We start from the raw sequence: 16,243 nt of genomic DNA, 5'->3' as shown, positions 1-16,243 counted from the left end.
TTTACTCTACTGGCTGCACCACACCCAACTCACGCAGTGCTGTTCGAGCCATCGGAATGGCAATGCATACGGTCACCACGTCTGCAGCTGACTGTGCCATTTCAACACCTAACAGGCCAAATACTAATGGCAGCAGCGTGACCATGGGGGCCAGCACAATGCCCAGACGCGCCAGGCCCAAGAAAAGGGCACGCCACATACGTCCTGTCGTTTGCAACATAAAATTCGTAATCATTGCAATGCCGGTAATCGGTAAAGTTATTGCTTGAAAACGCAAAGCTACCGTTGCAATTGCAACTACCTCGGGATCGTTACGCATGCCAGCTGCAATTTGTGGCGCAAAAACAAACACCAGTGCACTCACCGCAGCAACTGCAATTATGCAGGCACGCACCGCAAAGAAATAGCCTTTGCGCACACGATCTCCTCTACCTGCCCCATAGTTGTAACCGCATAGCGACTGAAAACCCTGGCCAATACCAATCTGCACATAATTCCCCACACTCGAAACGCGTGACACAATAGCCATCGCCGCAATAGCCGCATCACCAAAAGGCTGCGCAGCATGATTGAGCGCAACTGTTGCCACGCCTGATACCATCTGACGTGCAAGTGAAGGCAAACCTCCGTTATTAATTTCTCGCAACAAATCGCCATCAATCTTCAGCAGTCTAAAGTCATACGGTGCTACACCCAATTTTTGTGACGAAATCACAATCATCAAAAAGCTAATCAATTCACAGATAATCGTCGCCAAGGCTGCACCAGCGATATCCATATGCAACACAAAAATAAAAATCGGATCAAGCAAAAAATCCAATACAGCTCCCGTAACTAAGGCCACCATCGACCAGAACGACTCGCCTTCCATACGCAGCTGGAAGTTTGTTGTCAGCGAGGCTGCCATCCATGGTGCGCCAATTAATATGAGGGACATATAAGCTTTTGCATGCGGCAATATGGTCTCAGTCGCCCCTGCTAGACGACATATTGGTTCAAGTAAAATCGTTCCAACCACAGCTAGAATCACGCCAAAACCAAATGACAACGCAAGCCCTGCTGTTGCCATACGTTGCGCCTGTTCACGCTCATCTTTGCCAAGGTAGCGCCCTAATGCATTGCCCGTACCTTGACCAAAATAAAAACCTATACCTTGGATAAGGGTCATGACAAAAAATGCCACACCCACAGCGCCTTCTGCGGCAGTCGAAATCTGTCCGATAAAAAATGAATCAGCAAGGTTATAAATGGTTGTTACGATGTTCGCAACCACTGACGGTGCGCCTAGGTGCAAGATAAGGGGACCTATGGGCTGAGTGAGCATCTCTTCTCGCTTGCGCTGTGTTGCTTCCTCATCCGCCTGTAATGTTGGACTGCTTACCGTCACACCAGCCATCTCCGTTCATCTTTTTGTCTATATACCGTTGTACCTCAGCTCTGCGCAAGTTATAAAAAAATCGACAAAATATTTAGTTCAAAAATCTGGAGAAATCTTAAAGGCATACAGGGTATATCAAATATGTACTCAGTAATGCACCCATCACAAGGAAAGGACTGCTATGGCACTCGATGCAAAGGTCGCCGAGAAACTCAATTATCAAATCAACAGGGAGCTGTGGTCGGCGTATTACTACCTAACTTTCGCGGATTATTATGAGATGCGCGGTCTTAAGGGTTTTGCCAACTGGTACATGATTCAGGTTCAAGAAGAAGTTGCTCATGCCAAGATTTTGCGCCGTTACCTCCTTGATAACGGTGTGAATGTCAAGATGTCTGCTCTTGAGGAGCCCACCAAGACATTTGAGAACGATCTTGAGCCGTTGGAAGAGGGCCTCAAACACGAGGAATATGTCACCTCACTTGTCAATGACTGCTATGCCACTGCCAAAGAGGTTAATGACTTCCGCACGATGCAGATGCTGGATTGGTTTATCAAAGAGCAGGGCGAAGAAGAGGCCCAGGCTGCCGAGGTGATTTCTAACATGAAGCTCTTCGGCACCACGCCACAAGGTCTCTTTGCGCTGGATCGCGAATACCAAACGAGAACTTTTGTTGCTCCTACTCTGCCAATGTAAGTTTTACTTGCACGCGATGACATGCAGCACGCACGATCTGCTTGTTCACAAACAAAGCCTAGGACGTCACATCGACTCCTAGGCTTTTTTCATACACAGTCAAGCAGAGCTACGTGCCACAGTACCTGTAGTACACTATGCCGAAGCGTTAATTCGGCTCACGACGATTTCTCGTTCATTTAAGAATGTGAGGATCTCATAATGAAAAATATGGGCAAATTCCTCAAGCGGCGTTGGCGCGAGATAATTATTGTGCTGCTCCTTGTTGTCGTAGGCATACTTGCAGGACTTATGGCCAAAGCACAAAAAGAAGCCCAAGCCTACGTTATCGCTTCAAAAGAGGGCTTCAAACTGACGGGAACATATCAAAGCCACGGCACTCCTACAAAATATCCTGGCGCCTTTGAAGGCGATACACAAACATCGGTAAGCTTTTCTCATCCTGATAAAAAAACGGGCACAATCACTTGGCAGGCAAATCCCCAAGATGAAAAGCAGATTAACGGCACGGTAGAAGCCACCCAAGATCCCAACATATATATTCTGCATCGTGATGATGGAGGCACGGACGGCAAAGCACATCTTGCCTACTCCTTTGATATGGGCATGCCAAATAACCAGAGTGCCGGTCTGATATATATCGATTTTGGTGATGGTAAGTTGCGCCCTATCGACAAGATAGCAAATATTCCTATGACCATCTCAAGCGACTCAGAGACAGAAGGCAGTGCCGGCTAACTCACCAACCATTTGACCGTAATATAATCGGATACTTAGTCATGCTTAGATTGAGCATATAAGCAAAACGCGCGTCTGATGCCATTGCCTATATGAGGTGGAAACGGTAATAAAGCTTCATCGCAAAAGATCGCATATGCCTTTGGACTCGGAAAAGCTGGCATGTATTGCTCAGACAAGCAAAACCGCGGGAGCCCAACAAAGGCACCCGCGGTTTGTACTACTTTGCTTACGTAAGCAGAACGTCCAATCCTCGTTAGCTTACTTACCTAGGTTATAAAAGCTCTTGATACCATCGTAGACAGATGCCTCATCTAGATTGTCCTCAATGCGCAGAAGCTGGTTGAACTTGGCTACGCGGTCAGTACGGCAAGGTGCACCAGTCTTAATCTGACCAGCATTGGTGCCTACAGCAAGGTCGGCGATAGTGGTGTCTTCGGTCTCGCCAGAACGGTGAGAGACAACAGCGGTATAGCCGGCACGCTTTGCCATCTCGATAGCCTCAAGGGTCTCGGTCAAAGAGCCAATCTGGTTGACCTTGATAAGAATGGCATTTGCCGCACCCAGTTTGATGCCCTTCTCGAGGCGCTCAGTATTGGTAACAAAGAGGTCATCACCGACAAGCTGGACCTTCTTGCCAAGACGCTCGGTCAACTTGACCCAGCCATCCCAATCTTCCTCAGCCAAACCGTCCTCAATGGAGATGATGGGATACGTGTCAACAAGCTCGGCCCAGTAATCAATCATTTGGTCGGTGGTCAGAGTGCGACCCTCGCCCTTGAGCTCATACATACCGGTTTCCTTGTTATAGACCTCAGACGTCGCGGGGTCCATAGCAAACATAAAGTCACGGCCTGGCTCAAAACCAGCCTCTTTGACCGCACGCATGAGGTATTCAAAGGGCTCAGCATTAGTTTTGAGGTCAGGAGCAAAGCCACCCTCATCGCCCACACCGGTATTCAGACCAGCTTCCTTAAGAACATTCTTAAGGGTGTGATAGACCTCAGCACACCAGCGCAGAGCTTCCTTAAAAGTCGGAGCACCTACGGGCATAATCATAAATTCTTGGAAGTCCACGTTGTTATCGGCATGTACGCCACCATTGAGAACGTTCATCATCGGGGTTGGCAGCGTATGGGCACCAGCACCGCCTAAATACTCATGCAGAGGCAAACCAGCAGAGATGGCAGCAGCGCGAGCAACAGCAAGTGAGCAGCCCAAAATGGCATTTGCACCAAGCTTTCCCTTGTTAGGCGTGCCATCAGCAGCAATCAAAGCATGATCAACGGCGCGCTGATCGTGGGCATCCATGCCCACAATGACTTGGCATTCATCGTTAACATGGGCCACCGCCTGCGAAACACCTTTACCGAGGTAACGGTTTTTATCACCATCACGCAGCTCTACAGCCTCAAACTCACCAGTAGATGCGCCAGACGGAACGATGGCGCGAGCAAAGCTGCCATCTTCAAGAGTTACCTCAACCTCAACTGTGGGATTACCACGAGAATCCAAAACTTCGCGACCATATACTTTTGCAATCTTGCTCATATAAGCCCCTTTCATGCGGCGGACCAAATCCTACTGATGGATTAAATCCTACTTATAAAGTAGGTTATCCATTAGTTAGCCATATCATACATTTTAAACTGCAAAATCCATGATAAAAGTCAGATTAAGGAAACTTTTCATTTTTGAATCAATGACGACCTCGCGTGAAATCAGCACAAGGTATATCAACGAGCCGTAGTAAAACGACATCAAAACACGCAGATTAGTCAACTTGGCGCAAGATACTAAAGCAGAATGCTACATACTCAATTTGAGAGGTAAACTCTCAAGACACTTTGACGCTGCTCTTAGTTGTAAGTTATTTCGCCTCAGACTCGCGCGAAACGCCCGAAGCTTTTAGTATGTCAAAAAGCTCTTCCCGCTCGCTATCAACCAGCAGTCGTTGGTCAAGTAGCACTATGCCACCGTCAAAACGCCGAATATATACATAGGAGTGATAGATTCCCCAAACCTCAAATGCATCCCAGTTGTTTTGAGCCTTACCCACCTGAGAAGTAGAAGTGATACCTTGTGAATCAAGTTCATAGTGACGTTTGTTTGACACAAAACGTTCGTCCATCGAACGCTGCATTTTCTTAAAACTCCTGCCGTATACCCACTTGTAACCTATTGCGGCATACCAAGCAAAAAATATGGTTGCAGCTGCCATTAATACTCGAAACCAAAATCCGTAGTCTAACAGCACAAAAACAAATGATGCTACTGCGGCTACTGCAACAAAAATACGAACCTTAGATATGCGACTTTTGTATATTGGAAAACGCAAGGACAACTCAAGCAGTACATCTTTTTCTTCTTGGCCAATTGTCATATCAATGCTAACCATAAGAACTCCCCGTTTTGGCATATACGAATTATGCAAAGAGTTGCTTGTTTTAGTTTAGCTAATCTTACGCCGTGCTACGATATGAAACCGTTTTCAAATTCAACGATTCAACCGCTAAAATTTGTCGTGTGATAACTAGAAAGTTGAAGGCAAATATGGCAAGGCAGCGCTACAAAACCAAACAACGTGACGCAATTCTTTCTGCACTTCAAAAAAATGCTGGCAATCATATCACTGCCCAAGCTCTTGTCCAAAGCGTTGCTGAGGACGGCTATGCTACCAGTGTTGCAACGGTATATCGTACGCTTACACAACTTGAGGGTGAGGGTAAGGTACATAAAATGCCTGATGCTCGTGGTTGTGCTGCGTGCTATGAATACGTGGGCGATCAGAACAATCACGACGAGCCAGCCTGTTTTCACTGTCTTTGTCGCGAATGTGGCAAGCTCATTCACCTGCACTGTGATGAGCTATCTGGAATTCGCGAGCATATCGAAAAAGAGCATGGATTTAGGATTGATCCGTGGCAGACCGTGTTTTATGGCACCTGCGAAGAATGCATGGCAAAGCAGAACGATTAGACAAAACAGCACAACAAATAATATAGCTACGCTCAATACTGCAAACATGGCAGAAACTTTTACCAAAATGGCAGGCATGACATAAGCACACCTGCCGTTTTGATTGATAGATATGTTTTGTTATCTCAGCGTTAAACAGCCTTTAGGCAGAGAGCTTTGCGCCTAGATTCTTCAAAGCCTCAATTACATCATTATCAGGCTCGAGGTTGGCAATAACGGTATCAACCACCTGGACACCAGCCTCCTCGGCATGGGACTTCCAAGTCTCCATCCATTCGCCAGTACCCCAGTCATAAGATCCAAACAGAGCAACCGGCTTGTCACCAAACTCAGGACAGCACTCATCCCAAACAGGCTCGAATTCGTCAGTATCAAGCTCCTCTGCGCCCATCGCAGGACAGCCAAACGCAAAAGCATCATAGTCTGCAACTTTATCAGCACTAAAGTCGGCGACAGCAATAACATCTGCATCGGTCGCACCTTCAGCTACGGCCTGGGCCATAGCTTCGGTGTTGCCAGTCATTGTCCAATACACAACTGCCAGTTTGCTCATTTGTTTCTCCAATCAAAGGACTCTCGACATGTACCTCGCGTGTGCGAATTGATACCAAATAACCTACTTACTATGGTCATTACAGGACAGACTGTAGAATGTGCATAACACTTGGCTGAGCAAGCAATTCTGCAAAGGACTCACCTGCAGCAAAGCGCTCACGACAATGCCGTTCGCAGGCGGCAATACAGTGAAAGCGAGCTTGTGCAGCTTTTACGTCGCCATAAGCTTTCCAAGGGCCTCGGCATACTTCTTTTTTGCCAGCCATAAAACCTCGAACATCTTCAGCGGGATAACCCAGCAAAAGACCAACTTCATGCGGAAAGCTTGCCGCACAATGAGTGGCTGCACCATAGTAATTTGCCATACGCTGGCGCAGGGTAGAGATCACCGTGTCAAGCGAACGAATATCGTAACCTGTAGCAGTAAGCAGAGAACACACCTTAGAATCAGTAAGTACTTGCTTCAAAGCACAGGGACGATATATAAAGAGGACTACTCTACCACCACGACGATCCAGCACAATCAAACGCAAGCCAAAGCGAACGAGATTTCGCGCACAACAGCAAATAGCTTTGCGCTCTGCTGCACGTGCTGCACGCGGATGAGTTCCATTTAACTCAAGAACATGGGGGACATAATTTACTAAAGATGCTGGTTTTATCCCAGAAATAACCCCCGCTGCTCCCACTACAAGACGACCCACGAGCTCACGAGCGAGCGCTGCTTCAGTCTTCTCATGTTGATGAATACTTTCACCGTTAGAATCGGGATTTGAGCTGGCAAAGCTATTGAGCACCTCAGGATGATAGCACGTGCCCAGCAAAAGTGAGTCTCCCATGCCCTCTCCCTTGTTAACTAACGCTTACTTATAACAAGATAGTTATACATGGTTTACTTATTTGGGTCAACTCTTAGTTTTCCCTAGTGAAATTGTTCCGGACCAAGCCGGCAACACCTAAGGAACTTCAAATCATCAAACGACAGTCAAACGGTTCGAGCCTTAACCCAAAGCGACATCAAGCGCCATCATAATAGTGAAGCCGAGAGCAAATGCCAGCACGCCAACATTAGAATGCTTGCCCGCGCTCATTTCTGGGATCAGCTCTTCTACCACAACATACATCATGGCACCCGCCGCAAAAGACAACAGGATGGGCATAATAACAACGACTTGTTCTGCTGCAAACAGAGTAATAACTGCAGCGATGGGTTCTACCACACCAGACAGCACACCCAACGCAAATGCTTTGAGTTTGCTCTCCCCTTCTTCGTGCAAAGGCATCGATACAATGGCCCCTTCGGGAAAATTCTGAATTGCAATACCCCAAGAAAGTGCAGCCGCAGCAGAGGCAGTAATTCCTGCTCCACCAAGTGCCATGCCTGCATAAACAACTCCAACGGCCATTCCCTCAGGGATATTGTGCATGGTAACGGCAAGCACCATCATTGTGGTACGGCGCAGATTAGAAACAGGACCTTCTGCTTCATTTGCACGCGCATGAAGGTGTGGAATGACATGATCTAAAAAGAGCAAAAATAAAATCCCCAACCAGAATCCAAAAAAGGCTGGTAAAAATGCCCATTTACCCAACGATGCTGAACCCTCAATGGCAGGAATAATCAGTGACCAAATCGATGCCGCAACCATAACGCCCGCAGCAAAGCCAGTCAGTATTCGGTCTACAGTATCGGAAAGATTGTTGCGCATAAAAAAGACGCACGCTGCGCCCAGCGATGTACCTAAAAAGGGAATGAGCACACCAATAACAATTGCAGAGTCCATAGTAGCAAACCTCCATAGCAAAACGAGAACAAAGCCTCGCTCATAATTCTGGCGAAAGTATACCCGCCTACATTAATGCTTTACCCTCGACTGCGCATTAGTCTGAATCTATTCGCTGTGAATGTGATTGGCGCCGGGCATTTTCGCCAAATTGTTTATCCCTCTGCAAATGACCCGTTGCCAAATAATCAGTCGAGGAGATCTTATGTTTGCGCGCATGGCGACGCAGATCTCTGAGATGCTGTTCTTCTCGACGCAACTCCAAACGGTGCTGCTCAATAACTTCCCAAACCGGCTCATGAGCTGCAATTTCACGAGCAGCTTCTACAGGATGAGTAGCGCTGGTAACGCGCACCAATGAGGTAAGAATTGGTATTAGCAACACTGTCAATGCACCTGCCGTGACCAACACTGATGCTTCAGAAACCCCCATTGCGCCACTATTTACTGCAATTCGTGTAACCGCAACCACTAAAGGCAAAGCCATGGTGCAGTATGCCGCAGCGGAAAACTTTTCTTGCCAACTCATTGAACGCGTTTCAGAACACATATTTAAGGAAATTCCTATTACCACTCCACGCACCAGCACAAGCAAAGCAATGAAGCCAAAAAGTAGTTTCAAATCCGCAAACGCCGCAGCCAAATCAATTGTCGCACCGGATACAAAGAAAAACACGGGTACCAAAAAGCCACTCGCAATCACACGCAAGCGCAACTCAAGATGATCGTTGCCCGTAGGCAAAAGACCACGCAAGGTAAAGCCTGCTGCAAATGCTCCTAATGCTGCATCAAAGCCCAAACGTTCTGCCAAAAATACGAGGAAAACCAAAAGCAAAGTAACAGCACGTACAGCCGCTTCAGTACTAGCTGCCGCATTGCTTTGCAAAAATGCCTGTAATTTGCCTCCAAGTTTTCTTGCGCGTAAAGGAAACGTCGCAATGAGCACGCACATCACTATAAAAAACAGTAGCAGCACACTGGTCGCCATATGATCACGTGTTGACAACAAAAAAGCCATCGCAACAATGGGCAATATTTCGCCCAGTGCACCATATGTCGTGACCGCTTTCCCCACGCGCGTGCCAAGCAGCCCGCGCTCGCGCATGATGGGCGCAAGTGTGCCATATGCCGTGGTGGTTAGTGCAATTGCAAAAGCATAGCCCGCTACTCCCGAAAAACGAACAGAAGAAATGCCTTGAATAAAAAGTAATGCTAGCCCCAACGATACCAGCCACGAAAGCAGGGCATGACGGGTCATCTTTCCCGACATCTTTGTTGGCTCAATTTCAAAACCTGCCATCAAGAAGAGGAATGCCATGCCAAGTTCGGAAAAAAATTCCATACCTGTATCGTTTGCAATCGGCAGCCATCTACCCAAAATGGCACCTGCAAATACCAAAAGCACGACCTCAGGTACTGCTCGTCCAGGAATGATGCTTGCAACAATCGGCGCAAGAAACGCTACAAGCAAAGCAATTGAAAGAAGAAAGAGGGTCGTCAGCATAGGTCCCCCTCGGATCTGACAAATCGAATAGCACGTTATTTTAACCTTTGGTGCAATTTGTTGCCATGAACACACGGGTGCATGTGCGCATTCCCTCACAAAAGCAATCAAAAACAGTTCCTCAGCAACTTACACTACCGGCCTTAAGGTTACGTGTCTTACTCCTGACTCTTGAGTGCAACAGCTAACGGCACACGCGACAAATGCACATGATTGGCAATGGCTACCACCGCATAACAGCTGAGGCCAATGAGTATGTACTGTACATACAGCATGGGCGGCAATACAATCTCGGGCGCAAGATCGTAATCCATAAAGATCAGTTCGCAAATCCCTGTAAAGGCAAGCTTTATTACAGGAACTGTCAATATCAGCGACAAAATCACGCACAGGCTAATTGCATGGATATACACACGGCTTAACTCACCACTGCGGTAACCAAATACCTTGAGTTGAGAAATTGCACGTGAACTACGTTCAAGCACTGTTTTTGATAACAAATAAATCACAATGGCATAAATAATAAGCGCTGCTGATACGATTAAGTTCATCATGCTACCCATCGATGCACGCATCTGGTCAGCCATCTTACCCGCACCGTCTGGCGTCAAATCAGACAACACATCATATTTGTCAAAATGCAGATCTTTATTGGATACCCAACCATTGAAATCTACTGCCTTGTTGCCGAGCAGTTCATTGAGCTTTTCACGACTCATATATACATTCGTATCGATTTTATTATCACTAATTGCCGAGACGACTACCGAGAAATTTTTGTCCTGATAAGCGTCACGCAATGCAAGTGTGCTACCCACGGCAAGGTCAGACTTTTGTGCTAACCCACCACCAATAACAACTTTTCCATCACGTACATCAAAATCCTTCCAATAAGGGCCCTGAGCATCAATGCCGTAGGTGGTAATATCCATCGGGCCCCAATTCCATTTTTTGGAAACCTGAAGAGTTGCAAATTCAACTTTTTCTGCTTGATATGCGAGTGCTGCGTCCTCAGCGGGCAACTCTACAGAACGACGCAGAGTATAAACATGCTGAGCGGGCATAGCATCAGCCATTTTCTCTGCCATATGCTCGACTATTGGCATCATGCCGAGGCCCATAATCAGCAAAATTCCTGTCGCAAAGATACCAAAGAAGATAGTGAATGCGCTGCCAATGTTATTGGATAACACACGTAGGCGCAGACGAGTAAAGAAAGGCCAACGTGCAGGTAGAGGCCAACCATGACCTCGGCGGACACGCGTAGCTTCGTGCCGCAAAAAGGCCAGTGGCGTGTACTTGAGTTTTGAAGCTAAGCCAAGCACGGTAATGACAAAAAGTAAGAGCACAGGAATTACCGTTACTTGAAAGAAAACTCCTGGATTAACCTTTAGGTCAAAGGGCAGCAGGCTATAGCTTCTGCTATAGATGTCATAGGTAAATCGAATAAAGACAAACTGAGTCAAATTTCCCACAATAGCTGCAGCAATAGCAACGAGCATAGGCAAAATAACGTAGTGACGCATAAGCTCTATGCGTCTGTAGCCCGATGCCAATAACGTACCAATGACGGGAGATTCGGCTTCAATGCTCGCGCGCGTAAGCACCACAAAAATGAATGCCATAACTATCACAATGATGTAGTAAAGAACCTGCCACATTTGCGAATCGCCTTCAGTATCCTTGGGAGCAAAGTTCACTCCTTGATTGGATGTAACGTCCACAAGGTCAGTAACATGGGCATCGGCAAGTGATAGTGCACGCAGCAAGTTTCTCTCGGCTGTGGTACGTTGCGCTAAATTGAGTTGTGTCGTATTAAATTTATAAGCGTACGTATAAGTTTCGGGCTGGTCTGCAAAAGCCGCATACCCCTGTGGCGTCAGCACGCCCACACAAAATGTAAAGTCATCCATCACAAAGTCGGAATTCTTCTCAAAAAGTGTGGTGTAATCAGGCAGTGTCACGGTGCCGCTTACCCGCAGCTTGTGCCCCGCAAGATTAAAACTATCACCAGGTTTGAGTTGATGGTTGCGCGCAAAGGTAACATCGATGGCAATCTCATCATCGGTCTTAGGCAGTGTCCCTACATGAATCTGCGGCAGATTAACCTTGTCACGCGCGGCATAAATGCGCATGTTAATAGGTCGCTTATTTTTGACGGGGTCATGTGGAATCGTCGCTTTAAGATCGTGGCTGAAGAGCGGATAAACCGTAAGCTGCTCATAATTATCAAGATTTGTGTCCTCTTCGGCCAAAGATAGGGTCAAACGATCCAGCCAAGAAAAACGACCTTTCTCGGCAGCACTCATCTGGCGCTCATCTAACTTGTGCGTTACGGTAAAGCGTCCATCTTCTAGATGGTAACGCTCAGGCAATTCAACAAGTTGGGTGTGAATGGAACTTGCCGCGGTTAAAAAACCCGAGATATACGCAATCATAAACGCCATCATCAGGAAGATTCCAAGATACTTGCCAAAGTTATTTTTGAGTTGTCGCAAAATGCGATGCTTTAAGGGAGACATAGGCGTTTACCAGCTCAAATCGTAGGCGTGCAGACGTTGAGTATTACGTTTGTCTTGCACAAGTGCGCCCTCACGCAGGCGCATAACACGATCAGACATCTGCGCAATTGCATCATTATGCGTCACGATAACCATCGTCACACCAAACTCTTTGTTCATGCGCTCGAGTACATCAAGTACATCAAGGGAGGTTTCATAATCAAGTGCACCCGTAGGCTCATCGCAAAGCAGCAAGCCTGGACGTTTGACAAGCGCACGAGCAATTGCACAACGCTGCTGTTGCCCACCCGATACTTGACGTGGAAATTTCTTTGCCTGCGCCCTAATACCTAAGCGGTCAAGCAGCTCATCTACGGGCAGCGGATTTTTGCTCAGATGCGCACACACTTCGACATTTTCACGAATCGTCAAGTCTGGCAGCAGATTGTAAAACTGAAAGACAAACCCCAGTTCACGGCGACGATATTCAATAAGATCACGTCTATTGAGCTGGCAAATATCCGTATGAGCAATACGGATGCTCCCGTGATCTGCTTGCTCAAGACCTCCTAATAGATTGAGAAAAGTTGACTTTCCCGAGCCTGATGGACCTAACAAAACGCACATCTCACCTTTGTTGATGTTTGTCTCGATACCGTCGAGAACGGTGATATGCGCATCGCCCGTACCATAGGACTTATACAAGCGTGAGACGCTCACATAAGCGTCTGTGAAGGGCTCAGTGAAAGATGACTGATTTTTGGTCATTTCCTGGTCAAGCATAGTGTTTCCCATCGTCTTGCTAATCTAGGCCAATGGCTGCAGTCTTGATTACAAAGCGCACGCTGCCTTTGGTGCCAGCCTCAATACCGCTGAAAGTGTCATAGCGTTTTCCTGCTGCTTGCAGCGACTTTATGCGATCACGAAGGCCAACGACATCGTCTTCATATAGACTGACGATGCGCTGAATGCCCTGCTTGTCGAGCTGCAAGAAGCCCTCGGCAAGCGCGGAGGATCCTTCTGCTGCCTTGTCGGTACCCTTTGCAAGCGCGCCGCTCGCATCACTTAACTGCAAAAGACCGTCGTTCAACTGGGATGCACCATCTTTGAGCTGCTGACTGTTAGCGCTAAGCCTAGCCAAACCCGTATTCAGCGAAGAAATGCCCTGCGTAAGCTGGTCATTTTGTAAAGCTGCTGCTGCACCTGCCGCCTGGCCCGCAATCCCTGATGTATGAGCAAGCGCCTGGACCGCCTCATGTAGTGCAGCGAGGTTTTCGGGGTTCGGGTCGGCAAGGACTGCTTCATACGCTGCTGCATACTGCGTTTGCAGCTGAGAAAGAGTGTCCTGAGCTACTGCCGCCTGGGACTGTGCCTCCTCTACAGCCGCATCAAGTGCAGCTTGCAAAGTTGTAGCCCCCTTGGCTGCTTGATCAACACCACTCGTATAGCTATCCACACCTTCCGAGAGCTGAGATGCACCCGTTTGAGCTGTTACTATGGCATCAGATAAAGTACCTGCACCTGAACTCAGCTTGTCCATACCATCAGCAAGTGACTGCGAACCAGATGTAAGCTGTGAGCTGGCATCTTTAAGTTTGTCCATTGAGTCACGTGCATCTTCACCAAATTCAAGCTTGAAATCATTGAGAGCATCAGTTGAAACCAGTGTCACAGCAGTATCAAGTGCAAAATCTTTAACATCAGCTTCGATGGTGAATGATGAGGGGATATCTTGGGTATCTCCTTTGAGATGAAGACCTTCCTGCAAACCGGGCATGGCATATCCAACTACCATGATACGCTCGTTCATATCCATCGACTTACCATTGCTGACCTGCACTTTACTGAACTTCTCGCCATCAAGCATAAGAGCAGAAAGTGCAACAAAAGGCACGCAGTGCTTTGGATCTTTACTTGTAAGATTTTCAAATTGGTAGCAAATCTTAACGTGCCCGCTTTTGCCTGCAAGTTGGTTGGCAGTGATTGTCTTGCCATCAAGCTCATAACTCATCCGCAGAGCAAAAGGCAGCTGCTGTGTGGATTTACCTTTGTACTTGAGGGTAGGCTCCCCACTTGACCACAGCAGGCCTTGAGCTGTTTTTGTAGGCCGAGCGTTCGTTTCATCTTCTTCGAGTTCAGAAAGATTTGACTGGTCACGCAGGGTTTTTGCACTGCTGGGGTTGGTGAGCTGAACCGCTACACGTATATCGTGAAAACTACCATCAGGAGCCGCTTGTACTGTTACGGTTTCGGACTTTTCCTGAGGTATTGTTGCTTGTGAAAAGTCAGCTTGGGTGGCGACAGCGCTTTGCGTGGCATTGTTTTGCTTGGTGCTTAAAGTGGTAACAGGCCTTCTCCCCTGCGCCTGAACAGATTTGAGTTGAGGCAATTGAAGCACAAGTATGCACACCACACCTGTCACTACAAGCATGGCTGCAGCGACCACTGCCCTTTTTTGGCAACTGGTCTGCGCTGTGAGTTCCCAGAGCTTCTGCGTCATAAAGGAATTAGTTTTCCTGGTATCACCCATAGTCAATTCCTATTCCGCTGCGAGTATGGCTGAGAAGTACTCTAAATGAAAGATTGTTTCTCACCCACTCATAAGTTTTCTATAACTAACTCAATAAGTATACCAGAGGTAACATGATTTAAGCTCTTTCTCACTTCTTAAACAGGAGTCTTTTTACCAGCGGCAGCCCCCTGCGCATACTTTAAAAATAGGTATCAAAATAACTGAGAAGCTCTGCTTGATAGAAAACTTAAGATAAAAAGCGTGCCTACCATTTGATAGACACGCTTTATAGTCAGTCTTGCAGCTCAAATATGCTGGATCTACGCTTGCTTTTCGGGATATAACTCATCGGCAAGCGCCATGTTGGTGCGAATGCTCTCGCAGCAGTCGTGGAAGCGCGCAAGCTCTGTTGCGGTTAGTGGCAGCTCATGGATCTGCTCAACACCGCCAGCGCCAATTACTACAGGAATACCCACGTAAATGTCTTGCTCGCCATATTCTCCCTCAAGCAAAGCGCTTGCAGGCATAATGAGCTTCTCATCATGTAGCACAGCCTGGGCCATACGTGCGGCCGTCAACGCAATAGCGTACTCCGTGCACTGCTTGCCCGCAAAGGTAACCCAACCACCTTGGCGCGCAAGATCTTCTATCTTGTCGTGATCAAAGGCAAACTTCTCGTCACGTTTTGCCATCTCACTTAAAGGCACACCAGCAAAACTCACGCACGACCACGGACAAAACTGTGCGCTCCCGTGCTCACCAATCATAAAAGCAGTAATTGACTTGTGGCCGATGCCCGTCTCTTCTGCCAAGCGCGATACCAAACGCGCGGTATCCAAACCGGTGCCTGTACCAAATACACGGCCTTTGGGAAGCCCCAAACCCAAGGCAATCTCACGTGTAACCACATCACAAGGATTAGAAATATCGATCAATATGCCGTCAAAGCCAGACGTGTGCAGGCGGTCAACCCAAGTATGCACTGCGGGGATGGTATAGCGCAGCTCACGCGTACGATCAGTACTACCGATGAGCAGAGAGACCTTGCCAGAGGCATTTACCACTACATCAGCATCAGCCAAATCCTCAATATCACCCACACGAACACGAACGCGATACGGTAACAAAGACAAGCTATCGAAGAGATCTTGGGTCTCGCAGGCAGACTTTTTGTCGTTAATGTCTACAAGAATAATTTCATCGGCAATCCCTAGGACTGCCATATCAAACATCACATGAGCACCAACATGACCCACTCCGATGATGCCGATCTTTCTTGCCTTCATATGCACCTCCAAATTGCTGCTTGTTGTCGTGGTAAAACTTGATACCAAGACAACCCGCACGAACATGCAAGTATTATGCACGCAGCACAGGATGGCCGCAGCAGCTGTAACGCAGTTGAGACACAAGAGCGCCTGCAACGATGAATGACTCTGAGAGGATCTCTGCCTGAGCACCCTGCGGGATACAGACATACGTATGCTTGGTACGGGAGGACTTACTTATCCATCTGCTCAAGCGGCACTTGGGATAGCTATAAAAAAGAGCTGCATCAGAATCAACTTCTGATGCAGCTCCAAATTACAACGTGC

Annotated in this window: 14 protein-coding genes; 3 read left to right on the top strand and 11 right to left on the bottom strand. The window is 47.5% G+C overall.

Annotation, left to right across the window (positions count from 1 at the left end; genetic code table 11):
• Position 1: 1 nt before the first annotated feature.
• Positions 2–1,396, bottom strand: coding sequence for an MATE family efflux transporter (locus BN4314_RS06180; protein WP_082911195.1), 1,395 nt, complete (start codon positions 1,394–1,396; stop codon positions 2–4).
• A 163-nt stretch (positions 1,397–1,559) separates the two neighbouring features.
• Between BN4314_RS06180 and BN4314_RS06175 the strand changes: the two genes are divergently transcribed.
• Positions 1,560–2,075: a ferritin gene (locus BN4314_RS06175; protein ID WP_068540300.1), complete on the top strand. Its 516-nt coding sequence runs from the start codon at positions 1,560–1,562 to the stop codon at positions 2,073–2,075.
• A gap of 201 nt (positions 2,076–2,276) precedes the next feature.
• Positions 2,277–2,813: a hypothetical protein gene (locus BN4314_RS06170; protein WP_068540299.1), complete on the top strand. Its 537-nt coding sequence runs from the start codon at positions 2,277–2,279 to the stop codon at positions 2,811–2,813.
• A gap of 261 nt (positions 2,814–3,074) precedes the next feature.
• Here the strand turns inward: BN4314_RS06170 and eno are convergent, their stop codons facing one another.
• Both eno and BN4314_RS06160 read right to left on the bottom strand, forming a co-directional pair.
• Complete coding sequence (gene eno / locus BN4314_RS06165; protein WP_068540298.1) at positions 3,075–4,364, bottom strand: phosphopyruvate hydratase; 1,290 nt, start codon at positions 4,362–4,364, stop codon at positions 3,075–3,077.
• 319 nt (positions 4,365–4,683) lie between these two features.
• Entirely contained in the window at positions 4,684–5,211 is a 528-nt protein-coding gene (locus BN4314_RS06160; RefSeq protein ID WP_068540297.1) for a hypothetical protein, read from the bottom strand.
• Between the two features lie 155 nt (positions 5,212–5,366).
• Here BN4314_RS06160 and BN4314_RS06155 point away from each other — a divergent pair, with 155 nt between their 5' ends.
• Positions 5,367–5,792 (top strand): Fur family transcriptional regulator, encoded by a 426-nt coding sequence (locus BN4314_RS06155; protein ID WP_068540296.1) that lies wholly within the window; start codon positions 5,367–5,369, stop codon positions 5,790–5,792.
• Positions 5,793–5,934: 142 nt separating this feature from the next.
• On the opposite strand, the gene BN4314_RS06150 is transcribed toward BN4314_RS06155, so the two are convergent.
• The 8 genes from BN4314_RS06150 to BN4314_RS06115 all read right to left on the bottom strand — a co-directional run bounded on the left by BN4314_RS06150 (position 5,935) and on the right by BN4314_RS06115 (position 15,934).
• The gene (locus BN4314_RS06150) at positions 5,935–6,345 is read right to left on the bottom strand and encodes a flavodoxin domain-containing protein (protein ID WP_021735162.1); all 411 of its coding nucleotides are present in this window, start codon (positions 6,343–6,345) and stop codon (positions 5,935–5,937) included.
• A gap of 79 nt (positions 6,346–6,424) precedes the next feature.
• Positions 6,425–7,186 carry a DUF3793 family protein gene (locus tag BN4314_RS06145; RefSeq protein ID WP_068540295.1) on the bottom strand — a complete coding sequence of 254 codons (762 nt, stop codon included), beginning with the start codon at positions 7,184–7,186 and terminating at the stop codon, positions 6,425–6,427.
• 162 nt (positions 7,187–7,348) lie between these two features.
• A complete protein-coding gene (locus BN4314_RS06140; protein ID WP_068540294.1) occupies positions 7,349–8,131 on the bottom strand; it encodes a ZIP family metal transporter in 783 nt (260 codons plus the stop codon).
• 97 nt (positions 8,132–8,228) lie between these two features.
• Positions 8,229–9,635 (bottom strand): cation:proton antiporter, encoded by a 1,407-nt coding sequence (locus tag BN4314_RS06135; RefSeq protein WP_068540293.1) that lies wholly within the window; start codon positions 9,633–9,635, stop codon positions 8,229–8,231.
• A 158-nt stretch (positions 9,636–9,793) separates the two neighbouring features.
• Positions 9,794–12,157, bottom strand: coding sequence for an FtsX-like permease family protein (locus BN4314_RS06130; protein ID WP_021735172.1), 2,364 nt, complete (start codon positions 12,155–12,157; stop codon positions 9,794–9,796).
• Positions 12,158–12,163: 6 nt separating this feature from the next.
• Positions 12,164–12,919, bottom strand: a complete 756-nt coding sequence (locus tag BN4314_RS06125; protein WP_232309727.1) for an ABC transporter ATP-binding protein — start codon at positions 12,917–12,919, stop codon at positions 12,164–12,166.
• Between the two features lie 19 nt (positions 12,920–12,938).
• Positions 12,939–14,666, bottom strand: a complete 1,728-nt coding sequence (locus tag BN4314_RS06120; protein ID WP_035098076.1) for a hypothetical protein — start codon at positions 14,664–14,666, stop codon at positions 12,939–12,941.
• A gap of 302 nt (positions 14,667–14,968) precedes the next feature.
• Positions 14,969–15,934, bottom strand: a complete 966-nt coding sequence (locus tag BN4314_RS06115) for a lactate/malate family dehydrogenase (RefSeq protein ID WP_068540292.1) — start codon at positions 15,932–15,934, stop codon at positions 14,969–14,971.
• Positions 15,935–16,243: the final 309 nt, after the last annotated feature.

The sequence above is a fragment of the Olegusella massiliensis genome, assembly GCF_900078545.1.
GTDB classification, from domain to species: Bacteria; Actinomycetota; Coriobacteriia; order Coriobacteriales; family Atopobiaceae; genus Olegusella; species Olegusella massiliensis.
The sequence above is the reverse complement of the archived record's forward strand: the minus strand, read 5'-3'. Positions and strand labels throughout refer to the sequence as shown.

Coding starts and splice junctions, on each gene's coding strand:
- BN4314_RS06125 (WP_232309727.1), bottom strand. CDS start 12,919: ATGCTTGACCAGGAAATGACCAAAAATCAGTCATCTTTCACTGAGCCC.
- BN4314_RS06145 (WP_068540295.1), bottom strand. CDS start 7,186: ATGGGAGACTCACTTTTGCTGGGCACGTGCTATCATCCTGAGGTGCTC.
- BN4314_RS06130 (WP_021735172.1), bottom strand. CDS start 12,157: ATGTCTCCCTTAAAGCATCGCATTTTGCGACAACTCAAAAATAACTTT.
- BN4314_RS06155 (WP_068540296.1), top strand. CDS start 5,367: ATGGCAAGGCAGCGCTACAAAACCAAACAACGTGACGCAATTCTTTCT.
- BN4314_RS06135 (WP_068540293.1), bottom strand. CDS start 9,635: ATGCTGACGACCCTCTTTCTTCTTTCAATTGCTTTGCTTGTAGCGTTT.
- BN4314_RS06150 (WP_021735162.1), bottom strand. CDS start 6,345: ATGAGCAAACTGGCAGTTGTGTATTGGACAATGACTGGCAACACCGAA.
- BN4314_RS06160 (WP_068540297.1), bottom strand. CDS start 5,211: ATGGTTAGCATTGATATGACAATTGGCCAAGAAGAAAAAGATGTACTG.
- eno (WP_068540298.1), bottom strand. CDS start 4,364: ATGAGCAAGATTGCAAAAGTATATGGTCGCGAAGTTTTGGATTCTCGT.
- BN4314_RS06115 (WP_068540292.1), bottom strand. CDS start 15,934: ATGAAGGCAAGAAAGATCGGCATCATCGGAGTGGGTCATGTTGGTGCT.
- BN4314_RS06170 (WP_068540299.1), top strand. CDS start 2,277: ATGAAAAATATGGGCAAATTCCTCAAGCGGCGTTGGCGCGAGATAATT.
- BN4314_RS06180 (WP_082911195.1), bottom strand. CDS start 1,396: ATGGCTGGTGTGACGGTAAGCAGTCCAACATTACAGGCGGATGAGGAA.
- BN4314_RS06140 (WP_068540294.1), bottom strand. CDS start 8,131: ATGGACTCTGCAATTGTTATTGGTGTGCTCATTCCCTTTTTAGGTACA.
- BN4314_RS06175 (WP_068540300.1), top strand. CDS start 1,560: ATGGCACTCGATGCAAAGGTCGCCGAGAAACTCAATTATCAAATCAAC.
- BN4314_RS06120 (WP_035098076.1), bottom strand. CDS start 14,666: ATGGGTGATACCAGGAAAACTAATTCCTTTATGACGCAGAAGCTCTGG.